Raw genomic sequence first — 23,211 nt, forward strand, 5'->3', positions numbered from 1 at the left:
AAGTTCACAACCTACTCCTGTGGGAGCGGGCTTGCTCGCGAAAGCGGTGGATCAGTCGACATCAATAGTGAATGGTCCACCGCATTCGCGAGCAAGCCCGTTCCCACATGAAGTCGGTCGCCATCCGGTTATGTGTCAGTTGTTAGGGTGCCCTTTCTAATTATTGTCACTACTTTGTGCCTGAGCCCGACCGTGTGCGGGCAGTTCCTCAAACCATTTTCGAGTGAGGTGCACCATGGCCAAAGTTATTCTGAAGAAAAAAACCGACGTTGAATCTTCCACGCTCAGCGACGTGAAAACGTACGCGCGCAAGATCTGGCTGGCGGGCCTGGGCGCCTACACGAAGGTCGGCCAGGAAGGCAGCGAGTACTTTCAGGAGTTGGTAAAGGCTGGCGAAGTTATTGAAACCAAAGGCAAAAAGAAAATTGCCGGAAAACTTGAAGCGGCCAACAGCGAATTGATTGAAGCCAAGAGCGACGTCAATACTTTCAAGGCCCGGGTTGAAGTACAACTCGATAAAGTCGAGAAGGTATTCGATGCCCGTGTTGCAAGTGCCTTGAATCGTATCGGCATTCCGTCTAAACATGACGTTGAGACACTCTCTGCTAAGCTCGATGAGCTGACAGCATTGCTCGAACGTGTCGCGCGTAAACATTAAGGAGAACGGGATGGCTGGCAAAAAAATCACAGAAAAAGAGGGCAGCTCGTGGGCCGGGAAGATTGAAAAGTATTCCCGCAAAATCTGGCTTGCTGGTTTAGGCGTGTACTCGAAGATCGACACTGACGGCAGCAAGCTCTTCGAGTCCCTGGTTAAGGACGGCGAAAAGGCCGAAAAACTCACCAAGACGGCAGTCGGCAAACAAGTCGATGCAGCCAAGGACTCTGCCGAGTCCGCCAAGTCGCGAATCGGTGGCGTGAAGGAGCGTGCACTGGGCAAATGGGACGAACTGGAGGGGGCTTTCGACAAGCGCCTGAACAGTGCGATCTCGCGCCTGGGTGTGCCGAGCCGTAATGAAGTCAAGGCACTGCACAGCAAGGTCGACACCCTGACCAAGCAGATCGAAAAACTCACCGGCGCCAAAGTCGCACCCGTGGCGACCAAGACTGCAGCGGCCAAGCCGGCCGCTAAAACGGCGGCCAAGCCACTGGTCAAGGCTGCGGCAAAAACCGCCGCCAAACCTGCGGCGAAAGCAGCAGCCAAGCCCGCGGCTAAAACTGCTGCGGCCAAGCCTGCTGCCAAGGCGGCCAAACCGGTAGCGGCCAAAGCGGCAGCCAAGCCTGCGGCCAAACCCGCGGCTAAAACGGCAGCGGCCAAACCGGCAGCGAAACCCGCGGCCAAGCCTGCGGCCAAGCCTGCGGCAAAAGCGGCCAAACCTGCTGCGGCGAAAAAACCGGCCGTGAAAAAGCCGGCCGCGCCGAAAGCCGCTGCACCGAAGGCGCCAACCGCGGCCGCCAAACCGGCGACCCCGACGAGCACGGCGAACTCCGCCGCCGCTCCGACCCCGGTCGCCACGCCAACTCCAGCGCCGGCTCCAACGACGCCTCCCACCCAGTCCTGATTCTGCGGGACATGCAAAAACGCCCGGCCTGTGAAGGTCGGGCGTTTTTGTTTGTACGCAGGTCAATCTCAAACTTTGAAATCACCCAGAAAACAATGTGGGAGCGAGCTTGCTCGCGATAGCGGCGGGTCAGCAGTATTGATCTTGACTGATACACCGCAATCGCGAGCAAGCTCGCTCCCACAATGGATCTTCCACTGCTGGTCGTCAGTCATGCTCTTCCAGGTAGCGCAACGCCAGTTGCTCAGTCGCCACCTTGGTCGCGGGCGGGAGGTGCGGGGCCACCAGCATCATGATCTGGTAGACCACCAACCGAACCTCGCCTTCACGGTCGAGGATCCGCTGGTAGTCCAGGGAGAACAGCAAGGTCATGGTGATCTGCTCCACCAGCTGCCCCAGGGCCTGGGTATCGCTGATCAGCAAACCCTGGGCCTTGAGCTGCGCCAGCAGTGAGGCGAGGGTGCGCTTCAGGGCATTGAGCAACTGGCGGATACCCTTGGCCAGCTTCGGCAGGCGCCCGGCCAGGTTCGACAGGTCCTGGAACAGAAAGCGGTACTGGGCCAGGCGTTCGACGATCAAGTGCAGGAACAGCCAGTAGTCTTCTGGCGCCAACTGCACGTCCGCCGGAGGGTCCAGCAGCGGCGCCAGTTCGCCCTGGAATCGCTCGAATAGCCCGAGGATCAGCGGTTCCTTGCCATGAAAGTGGTAATAGAGGTTGCCCGGGCTGATGCCCATTTCGTTGGCAACTTCCATGGTGGAGACGTTCGGCTCGCCCTTTTCGTTGAACAATTGCAGGGCACATTCAAGGATGCGGTCGCGGGTTTTCATCCGGTCTTCTTAATGATCAAGTCATGCCACGGCCAATCGCCTGGCCGTGGGGTAAGGTGCTTCAGCGCACGCGAACATAGGTACCGGGAGCTGCGTCCAGAGGCGGGTAGTTCGCGTTGCCCAAGGTCATCTGGGTTTCGTGCTGGGCGCCGGAACGCTCCTGGATCCAGCCCAGCCATTGGGTCCACCAGCTGCCTTCGACGTGCTTGGCGTCGTAGTACCAGGCCCGTGGGTCGCTGCTCAATTTTGCGCTTTCGATGAAGTTGGCCTTGGGGTTGCCCGGCGGGTTGAGGATGCTCTGGACGTGGCCGCTGTTGGAGAGCACGAAGCGTTTTTCGCCACCGAGCAACAGGGTCGAGCGATACACCGCGTCCCACGGTGTGATGTGGTCATTTATGCCGCCCACACTGAAGCTGTCCACCGTCACTTTCTGCAGGTCGATAGGTGTGCCGCACACTTCCAGACCGCCGGGATGGGTCAGTGGGTTGTGCTTGAAGAAGTCCAGCAGGTCGCCGTGGTAAGCCGCCGGCAGGCGGGTGCAGTCGTTGTTCCAGTAGAGGATGTCGAAGGCCGGCGGCTCCTTGCCCAGCAGATAGTTGTTGATGAAGTAAGTCCAGATCAGATCGTTGGGGCGCATCCAGGCAAACACCCGGGCCAGGTCGCGGCCATCGAGGATGCCTTTCTGGTAGGAGCGGCGCTTGGCGGCTTCGAGAGTCTGCTCGTCGATGAACAGCGTGGCCGGGCTGTCGATCTGGCTGTCCAGCAGGCTCACCAGGTACGTGGCACTGGCGACCCGACGCAACTGGCGCTTGGCTTGCAGGTGGCCTTGCAGGGCGGCGATGGTCATGCCTCCGGCGCAGGCGCCCATCAGGTTGACCTCGCGGGCGCCGGTGATCGCCCGGCAGACGTTCATGGCCTCTTCCACGGCCTCGACGTAGCTGGACAGGCCCCATTCGCGGTGGCGTACGTCAGGGTTGCGCCAACTGATGATGAAAACTTGCAAACCGTTTTTCAGGGCGTACTGGACGAAGCTGTTGGAAGGGCTCAGGTCGAAAATATAGAACTTGTTGATCTGCGGCGGCACGATCAGCAACGGCTTGGCGTATTGCTTTTCGCTCATGGACCGGTACTGGATCAGCTCGAGCAATTCGTTGCGAAACACCACCGCGCCAGGGGTGGTTGCCAGGGTCTTGCCGACTTCAAAGGCATGGGGCGTGGTTTGTCGCGGCAACCCGTCGTTGTGCAGCAGGTCATCCACCAGATGGCTGAGGCCTCGAACCAGGCTGGTGCCGCCGGAGTTGAACAGCTCCTTGACCGCCAGCGGGTTGAGCAAGGTGTTGGACGGCGAAACGGCGTCGTTGAGCAGGGCGAAGGCGAAGTGGGCGCGGGCGCGGTCATCCTGGCTCATGGTGCTTTCGTCGATCCAGCTCGTCACCTGTTTCTGCCAGCTCAGGTAGGCCTGCAGGCTGCGGCGGTAGAACGGATTGAGCTGCCAGGTGGGGTCGGCGAAACGCTGGTCGTTGGGGTTGGTGGGGTGCAGGGTCTCCCCCAGCAGCACTCGGCCCAGTTGACCGCCCAGCTTCAGCGCATGCCGGGCACTGTGCACCGGGTTGCGCAAGCCGTGTACGGCAACGCTGCGCAAGGTGGACAGCAGGTCCCTGCCACGCAGGCCGGTGACCGCACTTTGTGCGTTGATGAAGCTGGCAGGGGCGGGCATGGAACCCTTCGCCGGTTTGTCGCGCATGAGTCAACTCCTTCGTCATCAGGCTAAAAACAAACACACCGAACCAGACAACATAGTCGCTGTTTCGGGTCGCTGCGCGGTCCGGCGTCCTGCCAGGCGCTAATGGGCGGTTTCAGCCGCCCAGTGGTGAGGGGTGCGGATGCATCACCGCACGCTGACGTTCTTCCTCCAGGAATTTCATGATGATCGGCGCCACCGCCTCGGCCCGGGTGATCAGGAACAGATGGCCGTCATCGATGATGTGCAATTGGGCGTTGGGAATGCGCCAGGCCAGCATGCGCATGTTGATCAGCGGGATCAGCGGGTCATCGTCGCCAGCCAGCACCAGGGTCGGCTGGTGGATCTTGTGCAGCCAGTGGATGCTGGTCCAGCCCAGGCCGGCGAACAGTTGCCAGTAATAACCGAGCTTGCCCGCCGAACGAACCTTGGCCGCATGGCTGGCCGCCAGGCTCGGGTCGCGACGGAACGAACCGCCGTAGATCAGTGGGGCGATACGCATCACATGGGAAGGTTGAACGTAGCGCCGGGGACTGGCCATCATCCACAGCACCTTCGGTTTACCCGGCACCATCACCGCCCCGGCCGCCGTGGCCGCCAGTACCAGCTTCTTGCAGCGCTCGGGGTAGTCATGGGCGAACTGCTGGGCCAGGGCGCCCCCCCAGGACACGCCGATCACATTGACCTGCCCGTAGTCCAGGTAATCGAGCATTCGCGCGGTGAGTTTGGCCAGGCCAGGAAAACGATACGGCCGGTTGGGCGTCGATGAGCCGCCGACACCGGGTACGTCAAAGGCGATGACTTCCAGGTCCGGGTCCAGGGCCTGGATGAACGGGAACACCAGCTCGAGGTTGGCGCCGATGCCGTTGAAAATCAGCAGCGGCGTCAAGTGAGGCTTGCCGGGACGTACCGCGGTGCGCAAGGTCTGGCCATCCAGATCGACGGTACGGAAGATGTACGGTTGCGGCATGCTCAAGCCCTGGGGTGGAGAAGTGGAAAAGCAGCATCAAGCTTCAAGTTTCAAGCTGCAAGTTAAGGCGCTTGAAGCTTGAAGCTTGATGCTTGCAGCTATCTTTCATGCACATAAGTGCCGGGCGCCGCTTCGCCGGCCGGGTAGGCCTTGTTGCCCAGCACGGTCGGGGCTTTTTTCAGTTTGCCCGAGCGCTCGGCCTGCCAGGCCTGCCAGTGCAGCCACCAGGAGTCGGTGTGCTTGGTTGAATTCTCCTGCCAATCCTCGGCCTTGGCTGGCATGTCATCACTGGTCATGTAGCGCGACTTGGGATTGCCTGGCGGGTTGAGGATGCTCTGGATATGGCCGCTGCTCGACAGCACGAACTCCACCTTGCCACCAAACAGCTGTGCCGACTTGTAGCAGGACTTCCACGGCGTGATGTGGTCGTTGGTGCCGGCCAGGGAGAAGATGTCGGCGGAGACCTGCTTGAGATCGATGGGCGTGCCGCACACTTCCAGTGCATTGGGACGGATCAGTGGATTGTTCTTGAACATTTCGATGAGGTCGCCGTGGAACGCCGCTGGCAGCCTCGTGGTGTCGTTGTTCCAGAACAGGATGTCGAACACGGGTGGCTCGTTGCCCAACAGATAATTGTTGACCCAGTAGTTCCAGATCAAGTCGTTGGGGCGCATCCAGGCGAACACCTTGGCCATGTCGCGACCTTCGAGTACACCGGCCTGGTAGGAATGGCGCTTGGCCGCTTCCAGGGTCTGTTCGTCGACGAACAACGCCACGTCGGTGTCCAGGGTGGTGTCGAGCACGCTGACCAGCAGGGTCAGCGCATTGACCTTTTTCTCGCCGAGGGCGGCGTAATGGCCCAGCAGCGCGGTGCAGGTGATGCCGCCCGAGCAGGCGCCGAGCATGTTCACGTCCTTGCTGCCGGTGATGGCCGTGACCACGTCCACCGCTTCCTTGAGCGCCTCGATGTAGGTCGACAGGCCCCACTCGCGCTGTTCCTTGGTGGGGTTGCGCCAACTGACGATGAAGGTCTGCACGTTGCTGCGCAGGCAGAAGCGCGCCAGGCTCTTGTCCGGGCTCAGGTCGAATACATAGAACTTGTTGATTTGTGGCGGTACCACCAGCAGCGGTCGCTCGTGGACCTGCTCGGTGATGGGGCGGTACTGGATCAGCTCCAGCACGTCGTTGCGAAACACCACGGCGCCTTCGGTCACGCCCAGGCTCTTGCCGACCTCGAACGCGCCCATGTCGACCTGGCTCGGCATCCCGCCGTTGTGCACCAGGTCCTTGGCCAGGTGGGACAGGCCATCGAGCAGGCTCTTGCCGCCGGTTTCGAAGAAGCGCTTGACTGCTGCCGGGTTGGCCGCCGAGTTGGTCGGGGCCATGGCTTCGGTCATCAGGTTGATCACGAAATGCCCGCGGCTGATGTCCGCGGGCGAGAGGTTGCTGTCGTCGATCCAGGCGTGCAGCTCCTTGCGCCACGCCAGGTAGGTTTGCAAGTAGCGTTTGTAGAGTGGGTTCTGGCTCCACGCCGGGTCAGCGAAGCGACGGTCGTCGCCGGCCGGTTGCAGTTCGGATTTGCCGAACAGGACATTCTTGAGTTCGACGCCGAAATGGGCGACGTGCTTGACGCTGTGCAGCGGTTGTTTGATGGCCTGGGTCAGCACCATGCGGGCAGAGGCCAGCAGATCTTTCCTGCGCAAGCCGACGACGGGATTCAACCCCAGGGTATTTTCCGAGGCTTGATACTTCAGGTCATCGTTGTTCTTGTTGCTCATCTACGACGCTCCATTGTCCTTCAGACGAGTACCCGGATCGTGCCATGAAGCCACACAGCCAATACCAGGTACGCTGCTCGGGTGACCATTAATTCCGCATCGAGGGCCAATGAGGAAACGTATGCCAGGAACTCGGCGGTTCCTTTGCAGGTAACTTGCCAGCTCCATTGGTTACCCGAGTTTAATTTTTTTCGCAAGCAGGCCAGTCATTGACGTTGCTGCGCGGGCATTCAAGCAGATGAGTCTAGAAAAATCGCCCTAAAGCGCCAGCCCCTGAGTTAGAGCATCAGCTTGACGACGGACTCGTCCGGGTCGCGGGTTTTTCCGGCGGCCTTGAGTTCGCCAAGATAATCGTTCCACAAGTCTTCCTGACGCACCGCCAACTGGTAGAGATAGTCCCAGGTGAACAGCCCGCTGTCGTGGCCGTCGTCGAAGGTCAGTTTCAGTGCGTACTGGCCGGCCGGTTCGACCTTGATCAGTGCAACGTTGAGCTTGCCGTATTGCAGGATGGGTTTGCCGTGGCCCTGGACCTCGGCGGAAGGCGAGTGCACCCGCAGGAACTCGGCGGGCAAGTGATACTCCTCGTCCGGCGCGTATTTGAGCGTCAGGGTCTTGGAGGCTTTGTGCAGGTTGATGGCGGTGGGGAGTTTGGTCATGGCAGATCGTCCGTTTCGTGACGCCTTGCATGAGCGATCCGTGGCGAGGGAGCTTGCTCCCGCTGGAGGGCGAAGCCCTCCCAAAAGACTCCCGATAATCCGCCGGAGTCGGGTTTTTGGGGCCGCTTCGCGACCCAGCGGGAGCAAGCTCCCTCGCCACAGGAGCCCGCTCACACAGCGTGTGACCTACAGGATATACCGCGACAGGTCTTCGTTCTGCGCCAATTCACCCAGGTGGCTGTTGACGTACTCGGCGTCGATGAGGATCGGCGCTTCGTTGTGGGCGCTCGCCAGGTCGCCGGCGCTGAACGAGACTTCCTCGAGCAGGCGTTCGAGCAACGTGTGCAGGCGACGGGCACCGATGTTCTCGGTCTTCTCGTTGACCTGCCAGGCGATCTGGGCCAGGCGCTTGATGCCTTCCGGGGTGAACTCGATGTTCAGGCCTTCGGTCTTGAGCAGCGCGCAATACTGTTCGGTCAGGGACGCGTGGGGCTCGCTGAGGATGCGTTCGAAGTCTTCCGGCGTCAGCGCCTTGAGCTCGACACGGATCGGCAGGCGACCCTGCAGCTCTGGCACCAGGTCGCTCGGCTTGCTCAGGTGGAACGCACCGGAGGCGATGAACAGGATATGGTCGGTCTTGACCATGCCCAGCTTGGTGTTGACCGTGCAGCCTTCGATCAGCGGCAGCAGGTCGCGTTGTACACCTTCGCGGGACACATCGGCACCGCCGACATTGCCGCGCTTGGCGACCTTGTCGATTTCATCGATGAACACGATGCCATGTTGCTCGACCGCCTCCAATGCCTTGGCCTTCAACTCTTCTTCGTTGACCAGGCGGCTGGCTTCTTCGTCGCGCACCAGTTTCAGCGCTTCCTTGACCTTGAGCTTGCGGTTTTTCTTCTTGCCCTTGCCCATGTTGGCGAACAGGCTCTGCAACTGGTTGGTCATCTCTTCCATGCCTGGCGGCGCGGAAATATCGACGCCGGCCATTTCGGCCACTTCGATCTCGATTTCCTTGTCGTCCAGCTGGCCTTCGCGCAGGCGCTTGCGGAACAGTTGGCGGGTGTTGGAGTCCTGGGTCGCGGCGGCGTCGGCGTTGAAGCCCATGCGCGCTGGTGGCAGCAGGGCGTCGAGGATGCGCTCTTCGGCGGCGTCTTCGGCGCGGTGGCGGACCTTGGTGATTTCCTGTTCGCGCAGCAGCTTGATGGCGGCATCGGCCAGGTCACGGATGATCGACTCGACGTCGCGGCCGACATAGCCGACTTCGGTGAATTTGGTGGCTTCGACCTTGATGAACGGCGCGTTGGCGAGTTTGGCCAGGCGCCGGGCGATTTCGGTTTTACCGACACCGGTCGGGCCGATCATCAGGATGTTCTTGGGGGTCACTTCGACGCGCAGTTCTTCGGGCAATTGCATCCGGCGCCAGCGGTTACGCAGGGCGATGGCGACGGCGCGCTTGGCATCGTCCTGGCCGATGATATGGCGGTTGAGTTCGTGGACGATTTCGCGGGGAGTCATGGACATAATAATGGGTGGTCCTCAAGCAAGAATGGGCCGTGGCGTGGTTCGCCTGGGCAGGCTTATTCCGCGAGGTCCTGCTCCTCAATGGTCTGGGTGTGGTTGGTGAAGACACAGATGTCGCCGGCAATGCCCAAGGCAGTCTCGACGATCTCACGAGCCGACAGGTCGGTTTTTTTCAGCAGGGCACTGGCCGCAGCCTGGGCGTAGGCTCCGCCGGAACCCATGGCGATCAGGCCGTCTTCGGGCTCAACGACGTCGCCGTTGCCGGTGATGATCAGGGAGGCGTCCTTGTTGGCGACCGCGAGCATGGCTTCGAGGCGGCTCAGGGAGCGGTCGGTGCGCCATTCCTTGGCCAGTTCCACGGCGGCTCGGACCAGATGGCCCTGGTGTTTCTCAAGTTGGCCTTCGAAACGTTCGAATAACGTGAAGGCGTCGGCAGTGGCCCCGGCGAAACCGGCGATGACTTCGCCGTGATACAGGCGGCGGACTTTCTTCGCGTTGCCTTTCATCACGGTGTTGCCCAGTGAAACCTGGCCGTCGCCGCCCATGACGACTTTGCCATGACGGCGGACTGAAACGATGGTGGTCAAGGGAGAGTCTCCACGCAGCGGGGCGAAAATGCCCGGATGGAACTCATATGGGGGTGGCGCGGGGTTTTTCAACTGTGGGGTGGGGGAGGGGATGAGCGGTTTGTCTTGCCTCACAGGCCAATCATACCTGTGGCAATGATTATCTGTGGCGAGGGGATTTATCCCCGCTGGGCTGCGTAGCAGCCCTAAAACCTTAAATGCGGTGTGTCAGATTGATCTGGTCGCTGCTTTTGGGGCTGCTGCGCAGCCCAGCGGGGATAAATCCCCTCGCCACAAGGGGGAGTGTCGCCTGGCCTAGCGGCTCTGGCGTTGTTGTAACAACAGGTTGCTGAAACCGCTGCCGGCCAATTGTTTCTGGGCCTTGGTCAGTTCTTCGCGGTTGCTGAACGGCCCGACCAGTACCCGGTACCAGGTTTCGTCCTTCACGGTGCCGGACTCCACCGCCACGGACTGACCCAGCAGAATGATCTGCGCGCGGACCTTGTCGGCGTCGGCTTCCTTGCGGAACGAACCGGCTTGCAGGAAGAACTTCGTCACCGGCGCGGCTTTCTGCACCGGTGGGGCGGGCGGCGGCGTGATGCCGGCCAGGGCCGCCTGGGCGCGAGCGGTGTCGATCTTCGCCGCTTCGGCCGGGGTCACCGGCGTGGTGGGCACTTGCGGCGTCGGCAGGGTTTTCTCCGGTACGGCTTCGGGCGGCACGATGACTTCCGATTCCGGCAGCAAGGTGTAGAAGTCGTACTTCGGCTTCACCGGTTGCGTTGGGCTCGGCGGAGTCTTGTTGGCCTCGGCGATCCGCGTGGCTTTCTGCTGCTCTTGCCGGACGCGCTTGACGTCATCGCCCTGGCCCGGCTCCAGCTTCATCAGAAACACAATGAAAGCGCCGACGGTCAGGCCGATGGCCATCCACAACCAGCCCGGAATCGGTTTTTTGGCTGGAGGCTGGTAACGACTGGCGCCGCGTTTGGGTGCAGGTTTTTTCTTGGCTGCCAACTTACATGCGCTCCAGGGTTTCCAGGCCCAGCAGTTCCAGGCCTTGCTTGAGCGTACGCCCGGTCAGCGCGGCGAGGCGCAGGCGGCTCTGCATTTGCTCTGAGGTTTGCGCGTTGAGGATCGGGCAGTTCTCGTAGAAGCTGGAGAACAGGCCGGCGACATCGTACAGGTAGGCGCACAGGGTGTGCGGCGTGCCCTTGTCGGCGACGTTATTCAACACTTCACCGAACTGCGCCAGCTTCGCCGCCAGCTCCTGTTCGTGAGGGGCCTGGAGCACAATCTGGCCGTCCACTTCATTGAAGCTTTTGCCGAGCTTGCGGAACACCCCCGCCACGCGGGTGTAGGCGTACAGCAGGTACGGCGCGGTGTTGCCTTCGAAGTTGAGCATCAGGTCGAAGTTGAAGCTGTAGTCGCTGGTGCGGTGCTTGGACAGGTCGGCGTATTTCACCGCGTCGATGCCCACGACCTTGGCGATCTTGCGCAGTTCGTCTTCGGCCAGCTCGGGGTTCTTGCCCTTGACCAGGGTGTAGGCGCGGTCCTGGGCTTCGGTCAGCAGGTCGATCAGCTTCACCGTGCCGCCGTCGCGAGTCTTGAATGGGCGGCCGTCAGCGCCGTTCATGGTGCCGAAGCCCATGTGCTCCATCTCCATTGGATGGGTCACGAAACCGGCCAGGCGTGCGACTTCGAACACTTGCTGGAAGTGCAGAGCCTGGCGCTGGTCGACGAAGTACAGCACCCGATCGGCCTTGAGCACGCTGTTACGGTAGCGCACGGCTGCCAGGTCGGTGGTGGCGTAGAGATAGCCACCATCGGCCTTGACGATGATCACCGGCAACGGCTCGCCATCGGCGGTCTTGAACTGGTCGAGGAACACGCACTGGGCGCCGTTGCTTTCCACCAGCATGCCCTTGGCCTTGAGGTCGTTGACCACGTTGATCAGGTCGTCGTTGTAGGCGCTTTCGCCCATCACGTCGGCCATGGTCAATTTGACGTTCAGCAACTCGTAGATTTTCTGGCAGTGGGACAGGGAGATGTCCTTGAACTTGCTCCACAGCGCCAGGCACTCGGCATCGCCGGCTTGCAGCTTGACCACCAGGCCCCGGGCACGGTCGGCGAACTCGGGCGACTCGTCGAAGCGTTGCTTGGCGGCGCGGTAGAAGTTCTCCAGGTCCGACAGTTCATCGCTGGTAATGGGGTTTTCCTGAAGGTAGGCCATCAGCATGCCGAACTGGGTGCCCCAGTCGCCAACGTGGTTCTGACGGATCACGGTGTCGCCGAGAAACTCCAGGACCCGCGCCACGCCGTCGCCGATGATGGTCGAGCGCAGGTGGCCGACGTGCATTTCCTTGGCCAGGTTGGGCGCCGAGAGGTCGACCACGGTGCGCTGCAACGGACCGGCCTTGCGCACGCCAATGCGCTCGTCGGCCAGGGCCGCGTCCAGGCGCGAGGCCAGGGCCTGGGTGTTCTGGAAGAAATTGATGAACCCGGGGCCGGCAATGTCGGCCTTGCTGACGTTCTCGTCGGCCGGCAGCGCGGCGATGATTTTCTCCGCCAAGTCCCGCGGTTTCATGCCGGCCGGCTTGGCGAGCATCATCGCGATGTTGCTGGCGAAGTCGCCGTGGGTCTTGTCGCGGGTGTTTTCGACCTGAATCGCCGGCGACAGGCCTTCTGGCAGCACACCTTCAGTGACGAGTTGGGCGATGGCTTGCTGGATGAGCTGGCGAATGGTGTCTTTCATGGTCTTCTCTTTCAACCGCAGGCGCGGCGGCGCTTCGATGCGCTGGTGGAAAAACTGGGCATTATCCGTGGCCCGGACGAGCTTGCCAACTGTAGCGGGTCGGTTGGGGATGTGTGGTGACTATTCTTGCTGGCCTGGAGGCACGCGATCCCACAGGGGGCCGGCTTGCGGTCCATTCAGTACAAATCCACCGGATCCACATCCAGCGACCAGCGCACTGCCCGTCCGCTGGGCATCTGCTCCAGCACCAGTAGCCAGGCGCTCAATAGCCGATGCAACGGCGCCCGGGCATTGGCTTGTAATAAAAGCTGGGCTCGATAGCGCCCCGCCCGCCGCTCCATCGGCGCCGGTACCGGGCCGAGCAGTTCGATACCGGTAAGGTTCTGCTGCGCCAGCAAACGCTCGGCCTCGCTGCAGGCTTCATCAAGGAACGCTTCGGCCTGCCCCGGCTTGTGAGCTTCAGCCCGCAACAGCGCCAGGTGTGCAAACGGCGGCAGGCCGGCGCTGCGCCGTTCACTCAAGGCCTGTTCGGCGAAGGCGAAATAACCTTGCTCGGTCAGTTGGATCAGCAACGGATGATCGGCCAGGTGGGTCTGGATGATCACTTTGCCCGGCTCCTCGGCCCGCCCGGCCCGGCCTGCGACCTGGACGATCAACTGTGCCATGCGCTCGCTGGCGCGGAAATCACCGGAAAACAGTCCGCCATCGGCGTCGAGGATCGACACCAGCGTGACCCGTGGGAAGTGGTGCCCCTTGGCGAGCATTTGCGTGCCCACCAGGATGCACGGCTGGCCCTTCTGGATCGTTGCGAACAACTGGTTCATCGCATCTTTGCGCGAAGTGCTGTCGCGATCCACCCGCAGTACCGGGTAATCGGGGAACAGGATGCCCAGCCGTTCTTCGGCGCGTTCGGTGCCGGCACCGACCGGGCGCAAGTCCACTTTGCCGCACTGCGGGCAATGCCTTGGCACGCGCTCGACGTGGCCGCAATGGTGGCAACGCAACTCGCCATGGCGTTGATGCACGGTCATCCGCGCATCGCAACGCTCACAACCAGACATCCAGCCGCAGTCGTGGCACAACAGGGTCGGGGCAAAACCGCGGCGATTGAGGAACACCAGGACCTGTTGCCCGGCAGCCAGGGTCTGGCCGATGGCTTGCTGCATCGGCCCGGAAATACCGCTGTCCAGCGGGCGGCTTTTCACGTCCAGGCGCAGGAAGCGCGGTTGCTTGGCGCCGCCGGCCCGCTCATTGAGGCGCAGCAGGCCGTAGCGACCGGTATAGGCGTTGTGCAGGCTTTCCAGCGACGGGGTTGCCGAGCCGAGCACGATGGGAATGTTTTCCTGGCGGGCGCGCACCAGCGCCAGGTCGCGGGCGTGGTAGCGCAGGCCTTCCTGCTGTTTATAGGAACCGTCGTGCTCTTCGTCGATGATGATCAGGCCGGGGTTCTTCATTGGCGTGAATAGGGCCGAGCGGGTGCCGATGATGATGTCGGCCTCGCCGTCCCGGGCGGCGAGCCAGGCCTCCAGGCGTTCGCGGTCGTTGACCGCTGAGTGCACCAGGGCGATCCGGGCGTTGAAGCGCTGTTCGAAGCGCGCCAGGGTTTGCGGGCCGAGGTTGATTTCCGGAATCAGCACCAGCGCCTGCTTGCCGGCCTCCAGCGTCTGGCGGATCAGTTGCAGGTAGACCTCGGTCTTACCGCTGCCGGTGACACCTGCCAGGAGAAAGGCGTGATAACTGTCGAAACCTGCGCGAATCGCTTCGCAAGCGGCCCGCTGTTCGGCGTTGAGCGGCAGTTCCGGCTGGGCCAGCCAATGTTCATGGCGGGCGCCGGGGGCATGCCTGCGTACTTCCACCTGGACCAGGTCCTTGGCCAGCAACAGGTCCAGGCTGTCCTTGCTGAGCATCAGTTTGCTCAGCAATTGGTGCGCCACGCCGTGGGGATGTTGGGCCAGGGTCGCCAAGGCCTCGCGCTGGCGCGGGGCGCGGGCGATGCGTGGATCGTCCAGCGAGGCGCCGGGCGCCACCGACCAGAACCGCTCCTGGCGCGCCTCGGCCGGTTCGCCCTGGCGCAGCAGCACCGGCAGCGCCCAACTCAGGGTGTCGCCGAGGCTGTGCTGGTAATACTGGGACGTCCACAGGCACAACTTGAACAGCGCGGCGGGCAGTGGTGGCGTGGCATCGAGCAGGGCCAGGGCTGGTTTGAGCTTGTCGACCGGGACCTCGCTGTGGTCGGTGACCTCCACCAGGATGCCGATCATCTCCCGCCGGCCGAACGGCACCCGCAGGCGCATGCCCGGCTGCAACTGGGCGCGCAGGGCTCCGGCCGGGGCGCGGTAGTCGAACAGGCGGCGCAGCGGCGAAGGCAGGGCGAGGCGCAGGATGGCGTCGGGCACGCGGGGGATCTCGATAGGCGGACAAGTTCGCAAGGCTGAACACGATTCAATGTGGGAGCGAGCTTGCTCGCGATGGCTGTGGCACAGCCAGCATCACTGCAACTGACCCACCGCTATCGCGAGCAAGCTCTCTCTCACAGGGATTGTGCTTGAGGCCGCGAGCCTAGCAGACGGTTGGTACAAGTCATAGCTTGCGTGATTGATGTTGTCTGGTAGAATCCGCGGCCTAATTACGTGCGGTATTCAACAATAGTGTTGGGTGGCGGCACGCTAGCCTGAGGAAAACAGCATGAAAACCGATATCCATCCGGAATACCCAGTAATTGCCGTAACCTGCAGCTGCGGCAACAAGTTCGAAACGCGTTCGACCTACGGCAAAGCCCTGGCGATCGACGTTTGCAACGAATGCCACCCGTTCTACACCGGCAAGCAAAAGACTCTGGATACCGGCGGTCGTGTTCAGAAGTTCGCCGATCGTTTCGGTGCTTTCGGCAAAGTTACTCCAAAAGCCTGAGGCTGATCATTTTGGATGGTCGTCCCGACCGCTCCAGACTGATGAAAAAGGCGTCCCTTGCGGGCGCCTTTTTTGTGTCCGCGATTTGCCTCGGTGGTGCCCAGGCGTCCTGTCCTTCGCCCGGCAACCTGCCCCAAGTGGCGGTGCAACGGGTGGTGGACGGCGATACCTTGTACCTGGAGGATGGCCGGCGCATTCGGATGATCGGTCTCAACAGCCCTGAACTGGGCAAGCGAGGCCGCGCCGACGAACCGTTCGCCGTGGCGGCGCGTCAGCGACTCGAAGCCCTGGTAGCCGCCAGTGATGGCCGGGTGGGCGTGTTGCCTGGCAAGGATGACCACGATGATTACGGTCGCACACTGGCCCATGTCTACAACGCCCAGGGCGAGAACCTCGAGGAACGGTTGATTGCCGAGGGGCTGGGGTTTCTGGTGGCGGTCGCGCCGAACGTCGACCTGGTCAGATGCCAGCAAATGGCTGAACGTCATGCGCGGCAAGCCGGATCCGGCCTCTGGAAAAAATCGCCCATCGTGCGAGCGGAGCAAATCAATGCGCCCGGTTTTGTGCTGATGAGCGGACGTGTCGAAAACGTGCAGCGCAATCGCGGTGGCATCTGGATTGAATTGCAGGGGGCAGTTGTCTTGCACATCGCGCCCGGTGTGCAAAGACGCTTCGACGCCTCGGCCCTGAAGCGGCTAAAGGGCCGAAAAATCGAGGCCCGTGGCTGGGTCGTCGATCGCGCCCGACGCGGCGGCCACAAGGCTGGGCAGGCGCGATGGATGTTGCCGCTGACCGATCCTGCCATGCTGCAAGCGGTGTTGTAAGAAAAAATTGTAGACATTTTGTCAGTGGATTGTATGCATGTGGCTCTTGTGTTTCGTGGCTCTTGGCCCAAAGTCGTAGGGCAGGGCGCTTGACAGCAGTGACTGGTCAGTCTTGTGGGGACTTTGCGAGGCGCGTATCCTCGGCGGTCCGTCTGTCCAACACAGTAAAAAGCGGAATGCCCACATGTCTGATCTGAAAACTGCCGCTCTCGAATATCACGCTAATCCTCGTCCAGGGAAGCTGAGTGTCGAGCTCACCAAGGCCACCGCTACTGCTCGCGACTTGTCGCTGGCCTACAGCCCCGGCGTAGCCGAACCAGTCCGCGAAATCGCTCGCGACCCTGAACTGGCCTACAAATACACCGGTAAAGGCAACCTGGTTGCAGTCATTTCCGATGGCACCGCGATTCTCGGCCTGGGTAACCTCGGCCCATTGGCTTCCAAGCCAGTCATGGAAGGCAAGGGCGTGCTGTTCAAGCGCTTCGCCGGTATCGACGTATTCGACATCGAAGTCGATTCCGAGAGCCCGCAAGCCTTCATCGACACCGTCAAGCGCATCTCCATCACCTTCGGCGGCATCAACCTGGAAGACATCAAGGCACCTGAGTGCTTCGAGATCGAGCGCGCCCTGATCGAACAGTGCGACATTCCGGTATTCCACGATGACCAGCACGGCACCGCGATCGTTACTGCGGCCGGCATGATCAACGCCCTGGAAATCGCCGGCAAGACCCTGCCGGAAGCCAAGATCGTCTGCCTCGGCGCTGGCGCTGCGGCCATCTCCTGCATGAAGTTGCTGGTGAGCATGGGCGCCAATATCGAAAACATCTTCATGGTCGACCGTACCGGTGTGATCCACTCCGGCCGTGACGACCTGAACCAGTACAAGGCCGTGTTTGCCCACGCGACCGAGAAGCGCTCCCTGGCGGACGCGCTGGACGGTGCCGACGTGTTCGTCGGCCTGTCGGGTCCGAACCTGCTGAGCCCGGAAAACCTGCTGCGCATGGCGCCGAACCCAATCGTGTTCGCGTGCTCGAACCCGGACCCGGAAATCGCCCCGGAACTGGCTCACGCCACTCGCAACGACGTGATCATGGCCACCGGCCGTTCGGACTACCCGAACCAGGTCAACAACGTACTGGGCTTCCCGTTCATCTTCCGCGGTGCCCTGGACGTTCGCGCCAAGCGCATCAACGAAGAAATGAAAGTCGCGGCCGCCAACGCCCTGCGCGAACTGGCCAAGCTGCCGGTGCCTCAGGAAGTGTGCGACGCCTACGGCGGCATCAAGCTGGAATTCGGTCGTGAGTACATCATCCCGAAACCAATGGACGCCCGCCTGATCACCCTGATCTCCGACGCCGTGGCCAAGGCCGCCATCGAGACTGGCGTGGCCACCCTGCCGTATCCGAAGAACTACCCGCTCAAGAGCGTGGATGATGTGTTCAACGGCTAAGCCGTTGTAGCGCTTCAACGAAAAACCCCGGCTCTTGCGAGTCGGGGTTTTTTATTGTCCTGCGGAAATTGTCTGGGGCGACATGGTTCTTCAGGGAAGCCAGATAACCTGTGGCAAGGGAGCTTGCTCCCGCTGGGCTGCGAAGCGGCCCCAAAAACTTGCGGTCGCTGCGCAACCGAGCGGGAGCAAGCTCCCTCGCCACAGGTTGGTGTGCTGTTGTTGCTTAGAACAGATCGATCGGCGCCGCTTCGTCCGCTGGCAGCGGGCTGCCCGGTGCGACGCCATTGCCCAGCTCGTTGACCGATGGCGGGGTGTCTTCGCTCTTGAACAGTTCGAAGTACGCACCCGGGGTGCCCGGCGTGGCCGCTCGGCCGCTGACCGGATCGACCCGCAGGCTGAGGATGCCTTCCGGCTCCGGCTGGGTGTGCGGCGGCTTGTCCTTGAGGGCGGCGCCCATGTAGCTCATCCAGATCGGCAGCGCCACGGTACCGCCGAACTCGCGGCGACCCAGGCTTTCGGGTTGGTCGAAACCGGTCCAGACGGTGGTCACGTAATCGGCGTTGTAGCCGGAGAACCAGGCGTCCTTGGATTCGTTGGTGGTACCGGTCTTGCCCGCCAGGTCGGTGCGGCCCAGGGCCAGGGCGCGACGGCCGGTGCCGAGCTTGATCACGTCCTGCAGCATGCTGTTGAGGATGTAGGTGGTGCGGCCATCGACAATGCGTTCCGCGATGGCGGGCGCCTGGGGCAGGCCTGGGGCCGTGGTGGCTTCGCCCGGCGTCGCATTGACCGTAAATGTCTCGGTGGATGGGGCGGCGAGGCCATCGCTGGCCTGCTCACCCGTGGGAACGCGTGGCGGGTTGGCGACGAACAGCGTCTCGCCGTTGCGGCTTTCGATCTTGTCGATGATGTACGGAGTGATCTTGTACCCGCCGTTGGCGAACGTACTCCAGCCGGTGGCGATTTCCATCGGCGTCAAGGTCGCGGTGCCCAGGGCCAGGGACAGGTTGCGCGGCAGGTCCTGCTTGTTGAAGCCGAACTTGCTGATGTAGTCGATGGTGCGGTCCACGCCCAATGCCTGCAGCAGGCGGATCGATACCAGGTTACGGGACTTGTACAGCGCTTCGCGCAGGCGGATCGGGCCAAGGAACGTATTGGTGTCGTTCTTCGGTCGCCAGACCTTGTCCAGGTATTCATCGACGAACACGATCGGTGCGTCGTTCACCAGGCTGGCGGCGGTGTAGCCGTTATCCAGGGCGGCGCTGTAGACGAAAGGCTTGAAGCTCGAGCCTGGTTGTCGCTTGGCCTGCAACGCGCGGTTGTAGTTGCTTTGCTCGAAGGCGAAGCCACCCACTAATGAGCGGATGGCTCCGTCCTGCGGGTCGAGGGACACCAGGGCGCCCTGGGCGGCCGGGATCTGGCTGAACTTGAGCGTGTTGTCCGCCTGGCGCTGGACGCGGATCAGGTCGCCGACCTGGGCAACGTCGGACGGTTGCCGTGGGTTGGCGCCCATGCTGTTGGTATTGAGGAACGGCCGGGCCCATTTCATGGTGTCCCAGGCCACGTGTTCCTCCTGTTCGCCGTTACGGGTCAGCACCTTGATGCCGTCCTTGTCCACCGACGTGACAATCGCCGGCTCCAGGCTGCTGATGGTGCGCTGCTTGGTCAGCTCCAGGGCCCAGGCTTCCTTGGTCTTGCCCGGCAGGCGCGATTCAGGGCCACGATAGCCGTGGCGCTGGTCGTAGGTCATCAAGCCTTCGTGCAGCGCGGTGTTGGCCATTTCCTGCAAGTTGCTCGGCACCGTGGTGGTCACGCGGAAACCTTCGGTGTAAGCGTCGCTGCCATAGCGCCCAACCATCTCGGCACGGGCCATCTCGGCGATGTACGGGGCGTTCACTTCCGGGGTCGGTACGTGGTAGCTGGCGTTCAACGGTTCATTGATCGCGGCGGTGTAGTCGGCCTCGCTGATCTTGCCGAGCTTATACATGCGCCCCAGGATCCAGTCGCGACGTTCCTTGCTGCGTGCCGGGTTGGCCAGCGGGTTGAAGCGCGAGGGTGCCTTGGGCAGGCCGGCAATCATCGCCATCTGTGCCAGGCTCACGTCGCGGATCGACTTGCCGTAATACACCTGCGCCGCCGCCTCGATGCCGTAGGCGCGGTTGCCCAGGTAAATCTTGTTCACGTACAGCTCGAGGATTTCATCCTTGGTCAGTTGCCGCTCGATTTGCAGGGCCAGGAGGATCTCGGTGGTCTTGCGCGAGAAGCTGCGCTCGCTGGTCAGGAAGAAGTTCTTGGCCACCTGCATGGTGATGGTGCTGCCGCCGGACTGGATGTGGCCGCTCTTGATCAACTGGCTGGCGGCGCGCATCAGGCTGCCCGGGTCGACGCCGTAGTGATTGGCGAAGTTATCGTCTTCAGCACTTAGTAACGCATTGATGAAATTGGGGGGAATGTCGGCGAAACGGATCGGCGTGCGGCGCATTTCGCCAAATTCGGCGATCAATTTGTTGTCGCTGCTGTACACCCGCAAAGGAATCTGCAACTGAATACTTCTCAGCGCCTCCACGGACGGCAATCCCGGACTAAGGTAAAGAAAGGCACCGCTCAGGCCCAAGAGCAGTCCGCAGAAAACGGCGACGATGGACCATCCGAAAAATTTCAGCAGACGAATCAAGGCTTTTGGATATCCAGGCAAAGAATGAAGAAGGCGCCAGGTGCTGGGATGGACCCGTGCTTGCAACAAAGCGAAAAAAAACGCTGGGCATTATAAGCATTTTTTTTCGTCGGGAATGCCATCCGGACGTCCGTCGGACCGGTGTGATTGAACGCAATGCATATTAGAGAGTCCGTAACTCACGGATAGTCATAGGGAATTGGTAGTGCTACGACTCTTCAATAAAAAAACCCATGCGCTTCTGGGGATCGACATCAGTTCGACGTCGGTGAAGCTGCTGGAGTTGAGCCGCCAGGGCGATCGATACCGCGTCGAGTCCTACGCGGTCGAACCGTTGCCAGCCAACGCCGTGGTCGAGAAGAACATCGCCGAGCTCGAAGGGGTGGGGCAGGCGTTGTCGCGCCTGTTGGCCAAGGCCAGGACGCCCTTGCGTGGCGTGGCCGTGGCCGTTGCGGGTTCGGCGGTGATCACCAAGACCATCGAGATGGACGCCGGGCTGTCCGACGATGACATGGAAAACCAGCTCAAGATCGAGGCCGATCAATACATCCCCTATCCCCTGGATGAGGTGGCCATTGATTTCGAAGTCATGGGTGTTTCGCCACGCAGTGCCGAGCGCGTCGAAGTGCTGCTGGCGGCGTGCCGCAAGGAAAACGTCGAGGTCCGCGAGGCCGCGTTGGCGCTCGCCGGGCTGACGGCCCGGGTGGTCGATGTGGAAGCTTATGCGCTGGAGCGTGCTTTCGGCCTGCTCGCCAAGCAACTGGCTGCCTCTCAGGAACGGCTGACTGTGGCGGTTGTCGACATCGGCGCCACCATGACCACCCTTAGCGTGCTGCACAACGGGCGCATCATCTATACCCGCGAACAATTGTTCGGCGGTCGCCAACTGACCGAGGAAATTCAGCGTCGCTATGGCCTGACACCCGAACAGGCCGGCCTGGCAAAGAAGCAGGGTGGCCTGCCGGACGACTATCTCAGCGAAGTGCTGCAACCTTTTCGCGAGGCCCTGGTACAGCAGGTCTCGCGGTCCTTGCAGTTCTTCTTCGCCTCGGGCCAGTACAGTGCGGTGGACCACATTTTGCTGGCCGGGGGCACGGCTTCGGTCGCCGGCCTGGATCGGCTGATCGAGCAGCGCCTGGGCACGCCGACCCAGGTGGCCAACCCCTTTACCAACATGGCCCTGAGCAGCAAGGTCAATGCCGGCGCCCTGGCCGGTGATGCGCCGGCACTGATGATTGCCTGTGGGCTGGCCCTCAGGAGTTTCGACTGATGGCGCGGATCAACCTGCTTCCATGGCGCGAAGAGCTGCGTGAAGAACGGCGTAAACGCTTTTTGCTGGCCTTGGTGGGGGCGCTGGTCGGTGCGGTCGGCGTGGTCCTGGTCGCGGTCCGGTACTTCGACAGCGCCATCGACCATCAGGTCGCTCGCAATAGCCATCTCTCCCAGCAGATCGCCGTGCTGGACGAACGCATCAAGCAGATCAGCGAATTGAAGGCCCGTCGCCAGCAATTGGTGGAGCGCATGCGCATCATCCAGGACTTGCAAGGTAACCGGCCGGTCAGCGGGCGCATCTTCGACCAATTGGTGCGGACCCTGCCGGACGGGGTGTATTTCACTGAAGTGAAGATGGAAGACCGGACGCTCTTGATCAAGGGGGCCGCGGAATCGAACAACCGGGTTTCGGACCTGATGCGCAACCTGGACTCGTCGGACCTGTTCGACACGCCCAGCCTGACGGAGGTCAAGGCCACCACCGCTGGGCAGCTCGACCAGGCCAACGTCTTCCAGTTGACGGTTCGCCAGACTCGCCCGGCCGATGCGGAGGACGCCCAATGAAGCCAGGGGAGTGGTTCGACGCATTGCGCAAGATCGATCTCAGTGACCTGGACACCAACAACATCGGTTCCTGGCCTGCGCCGATCAAGTGGCTGGCGGGTGTCCTGCTGGTGGTCCTGGTGCTGGGGCTGGGCTATAACTTTGCCTTGAGCGACTTGGAGAACCAGTTGCAGCAGGTGCGCGAGGAAGAAAACACCCTCAAGGCGCAATTCGCGGGCAAGGCCCACATGGCTGCGAACCTGGAGCGCTACACCGAGCAGATGAAGCAGATGGAAATGTCTTTTGGTGTGCTGTTGCGGCAATTGCCTAGCGATACCGAAGTGCCAGGCCTGCTGGAAGACATTACTCGCACCGGCCTGGGCAGTGGCCTGGAGTTCGAGGAAATCAAGCTGCTGCCGGAAGTCACCCAGCCGTTCTACATCGAGTTGCCGATCCAGATCACCGTGACCGGCGGCTACCACGACCTGGCGACGTTCGTCAGTGGGGTGGCGGGGCTGCCCCGGATTGTCACGCTGCACGATTTCGAGATCGCACCGATGGAGCCCGAGGCCGGCGCGAAGCTGCGCATGAGCATCCAGGCCAAGACCTACCGGTACAACGAGCAGGAGGCGCAACCATGAGGCCGCTGTGTCGTATCTGCCTGCTGGCAGGCCTGGTTGCGCTGGCGGGCTGCGATAACGACAACGGTTTCAGCGACCTGGACGCCTACATGAACGAAGTGCGTCTGCGGCCACCCGGCAAGATCGAGCCGACGCCGACGTTCAGGCCCTACGAAACCTTTACCTACAGTGCCGCCAACCTGCGCAGCCCGTTTTCCCGGCAGGTTCGCGTGGACCAGGCTGAACGGCAGCGGGGCTCGCGCAATGTCCGGCCCGACCCGAACCGGGTCAAACAGTACCTGGAAGGCTTCAACATCGAGCAGTTCGAAATGGTCGGTACGATCTCCAATGTCAGTGGCTCCTTCGCGCTCCTGCGGGGCGCGGGCGGGGTGCATCGGCTCAAGGTCGGTGACTATCTGGGGCGCAACGACGGGCGGATCGTCAGCATCAGTGCCACCCAGGTCGATGTGGTCGAAATCGTTCCCGATGGCGAGGGTGCCTGGCTGGAGCGACCACGGACCATTCCTTTGAAAGAGCATTCATAGTG

General features: G+C 61.8%; 20 protein-coding genes. 9 read left to right on the forward strand and 11 right to left on the reverse strand.

What is annotated here, in order from left to right; translation table 11 throughout:
• The first annotated feature begins 235 nt into the window (after window positions 1–235).
• Both BLO97_RS07415 and BLO97_RS07420 read left to right on the forward strand, forming a co-directional pair.
• A complete protein-coding gene (locus tag BLO97_RS07415; RefSeq protein WP_003196940.1) occupies window positions 236–658 on the forward strand; it encodes a phasin family protein in 423 nt (140 codons plus the stop codon).
• A 10-nt stretch (window positions 659–668) separates the two neighbouring features.
• A complete protein-coding gene (locus BLO97_RS07420) occupies window positions 669–1,559 on the forward strand; it encodes a phasin family protein (protein WP_092345456.1) in 891 nt (296 codons plus the stop codon).
• 207 nt (window positions 1,560–1,766) lie between these two features.
• On the opposite strand, the gene BLO97_RS07425 is transcribed toward BLO97_RS07420, so the two are convergent.
• The 10 genes from BLO97_RS07425 to BLO97_RS07470 all read right to left on the reverse strand — a co-directional run bounded on the left by BLO97_RS07425 (window position 1,767) and on the right by BLO97_RS07470 (window position 14,767).
• Window positions 1,767–2,387 carry a TetR/AcrR family transcriptional regulator gene (locus BLO97_RS07425; RefSeq protein WP_092146795.1) on the reverse strand — a complete coding sequence of 207 codons (621 nt, stop codon included), beginning with the start codon at window positions 2,385–2,387 and terminating at the stop codon, window positions 1,767–1,769.
• Between the two features lie 61 nt (window positions 2,388–2,448).
• On the reverse strand, window positions 2,449–4,131 hold the full coding sequence (gene phaC / locus BLO97_RS07430; protein WP_063323317.1) for a class II poly(R)-hydroxyalkanoic acid synthase: 1,683 nt from the start codon (window positions 4,129–4,131) through the stop codon (window positions 2,449–2,451).
• A 112-nt stretch (window positions 4,132–4,243) separates the two neighbouring features.
• Complete coding sequence (phaZ, locus tag BLO97_RS07435) at window positions 4,244–5,098, reverse strand: poly(3-hydroxyalkanoate) depolymerase (RefSeq protein WP_072344981.1); 855 nt, start codon at window positions 5,096–5,098, stop codon at window positions 4,244–4,246.
• Window positions 5,099–5,196: 98 nt separating this feature from the next.
• Complete coding sequence (phaC, locus tag BLO97_RS07440; protein WP_092222305.1) at window positions 5,197–6,876, reverse strand: class II poly(R)-hydroxyalkanoic acid synthase; 1,680 nt, start codon at window positions 6,874–6,876, stop codon at window positions 5,197–5,199.
• Between the two features lie 278 nt (window positions 6,877–7,154).
• Window positions 7,155–7,532, reverse strand: a complete 378-nt coding sequence (locus BLO97_RS07445) for a gamma-butyrobetaine hydroxylase family protein (RefSeq protein WP_063323314.1) — start codon at window positions 7,530–7,532, stop codon at window positions 7,155–7,157.
• A gap of 186 nt (window positions 7,533–7,718) precedes the next feature.
• The gene (hslU, locus tag BLO97_RS07450; RefSeq protein WP_063323313.1) at window positions 7,719–9,056 is read right to left on the reverse strand and encodes an ATP-dependent protease ATPase subunit HslU; all 1,338 of its coding nucleotides are present in this window, start codon (window positions 9,054–9,056) and stop codon (window positions 7,719–7,721) included.
• 56 nt (window positions 9,057–9,112) lie between these two features.
• Complete coding sequence (gene hslV, locus BLO97_RS07455) at window positions 9,113–9,643, reverse strand: ATP-dependent protease subunit HslV (protein ID WP_003196958.1); 531 nt, start codon at window positions 9,641–9,643, stop codon at window positions 9,113–9,115.
• Between the two features lie 294 nt (window positions 9,644–9,937).
• Complete coding sequence (locus tag BLO97_RS07460) at window positions 9,938–10,633, reverse strand: SPOR domain-containing protein (RefSeq protein ID WP_063323312.1); 696 nt, start codon at window positions 10,631–10,633, stop codon at window positions 9,938–9,940.
• Window position 10,634: 1 nt separating this feature from the next.
• On the reverse strand, window positions 10,635–12,371 hold the full coding sequence (gene argS / locus BLO97_RS07465) for an arginine--tRNA ligase (protein WP_092345458.1): 1,737 nt from the start codon (window positions 12,369–12,371) through the stop codon (window positions 10,635–10,637).
• A gap of 176 nt (window positions 12,372–12,547) precedes the next feature.
• A complete protein-coding gene (locus BLO97_RS07470) occupies window positions 12,548–14,767 on the reverse strand; it encodes a primosomal protein N' (protein ID WP_092345460.1) in 2,220 nt (739 codons plus the stop codon).
• Between the two features lie 289 nt (window positions 14,768–15,056).
• On the opposite strand from BLO97_RS07470, the gene rpmE reads away from it, so the two are divergent.
• From rpmE to BLO97_RS07485, 3 genes are all read left to right on the forward strand, one after another.
• Complete coding sequence (gene rpmE / locus BLO97_RS07475) at window positions 15,057–15,281, forward strand: 50S ribosomal protein L31 (RefSeq protein ID WP_003196965.1); 225 nt, start codon at window positions 15,057–15,059, stop codon at window positions 15,279–15,281.
• Between the two features lie 41 nt (window positions 15,282–15,322).
• Entirely contained in the window at window positions 15,323–16,105 is a 783-nt protein-coding gene (locus BLO97_RS07480; protein ID WP_092345462.1) for a thermonuclease family protein, read from the forward strand.
• A gap of 184 nt (window positions 16,106–16,289) precedes the next feature.
• Entirely contained in the window at window positions 16,290–17,558 is a 1,269-nt protein-coding gene (locus BLO97_RS07485; protein WP_092146789.1) for a malic enzyme-like NAD(P)-binding protein, read from the forward strand.
• A gap of 223 nt (window positions 17,559–17,781) precedes the next feature.
• On the opposite strand, the gene BLO97_RS07490 is transcribed toward BLO97_RS07485, so the two are convergent.
• Window positions 17,782–20,226 carry a penicillin-binding protein 1A gene (locus BLO97_RS07490; RefSeq protein WP_170862058.1) on the reverse strand — a complete coding sequence of 815 codons (2,445 nt, stop codon included), beginning with the start codon at window positions 20,224–20,226 and terminating at the stop codon, window positions 17,782–17,784.
• A gap of 208 nt (window positions 20,227–20,434) precedes the next feature.
• On the opposite strand from BLO97_RS07490, the gene BLO97_RS07495 reads away from it, so the two are divergent.
• The 4 genes from BLO97_RS07495 to BLO97_RS07510 are packed head-to-tail and all read left to right on the forward strand — an operon-like array spanning window position 20,435 to window position 23,209.
• On the forward strand, window positions 20,435–21,499 hold the full coding sequence (locus BLO97_RS07495) for a pilus assembly protein PilM (protein ID WP_092146785.1): 1,065 nt from the start codon (window positions 20,435–20,437) through the stop codon (window positions 21,497–21,499).
• The gene (locus tag BLO97_RS07500) at window positions 21,499–22,065 is read left to right on the forward strand and encodes a PilN domain-containing protein (RefSeq protein WP_092222311.1); all 567 of its coding nucleotides are present in this window, start codon (window positions 21,499–21,501) and stop codon (window positions 22,063–22,065) included. Before BLO97_RS07495 ends, BLO97_RS07500 begins: the two co-directional genes overlap by 1 nt.
• Window positions 22,062–22,685 (forward strand): type 4a pilus biogenesis protein PilO, encoded by a 624-nt coding sequence (pilO, locus tag BLO97_RS07505; protein WP_092222313.1) that lies wholly within the window; start codon window positions 22,062–22,064, stop codon window positions 22,683–22,685. Before BLO97_RS07500 ends, pilO begins: the two co-directional genes overlap by 4 nt.
• Entirely contained in the window at window positions 22,682–23,209 is a 528-nt protein-coding gene (locus BLO97_RS07510; protein ID WP_063323303.1) for a pilus assembly protein PilP, read from the forward strand. The genes pilO and BLO97_RS07510 overlap by 4 nt, the downstream gene beginning before the upstream one ends.
• Window positions 23,210–23,211 lie beyond the last annotated feature (2 nt).

It is taken from the genome of Pseudomonas sp. NFACC05-1 (genome assembly GCF_900100135.1).
GTDB classification, from domain to species: domain Bacteria; phylum Pseudomonadota; class Gammaproteobacteria; order Pseudomonadales; family Pseudomonadaceae; genus Aquipseudomonas; species Aquipseudomonas fluorescens_Q.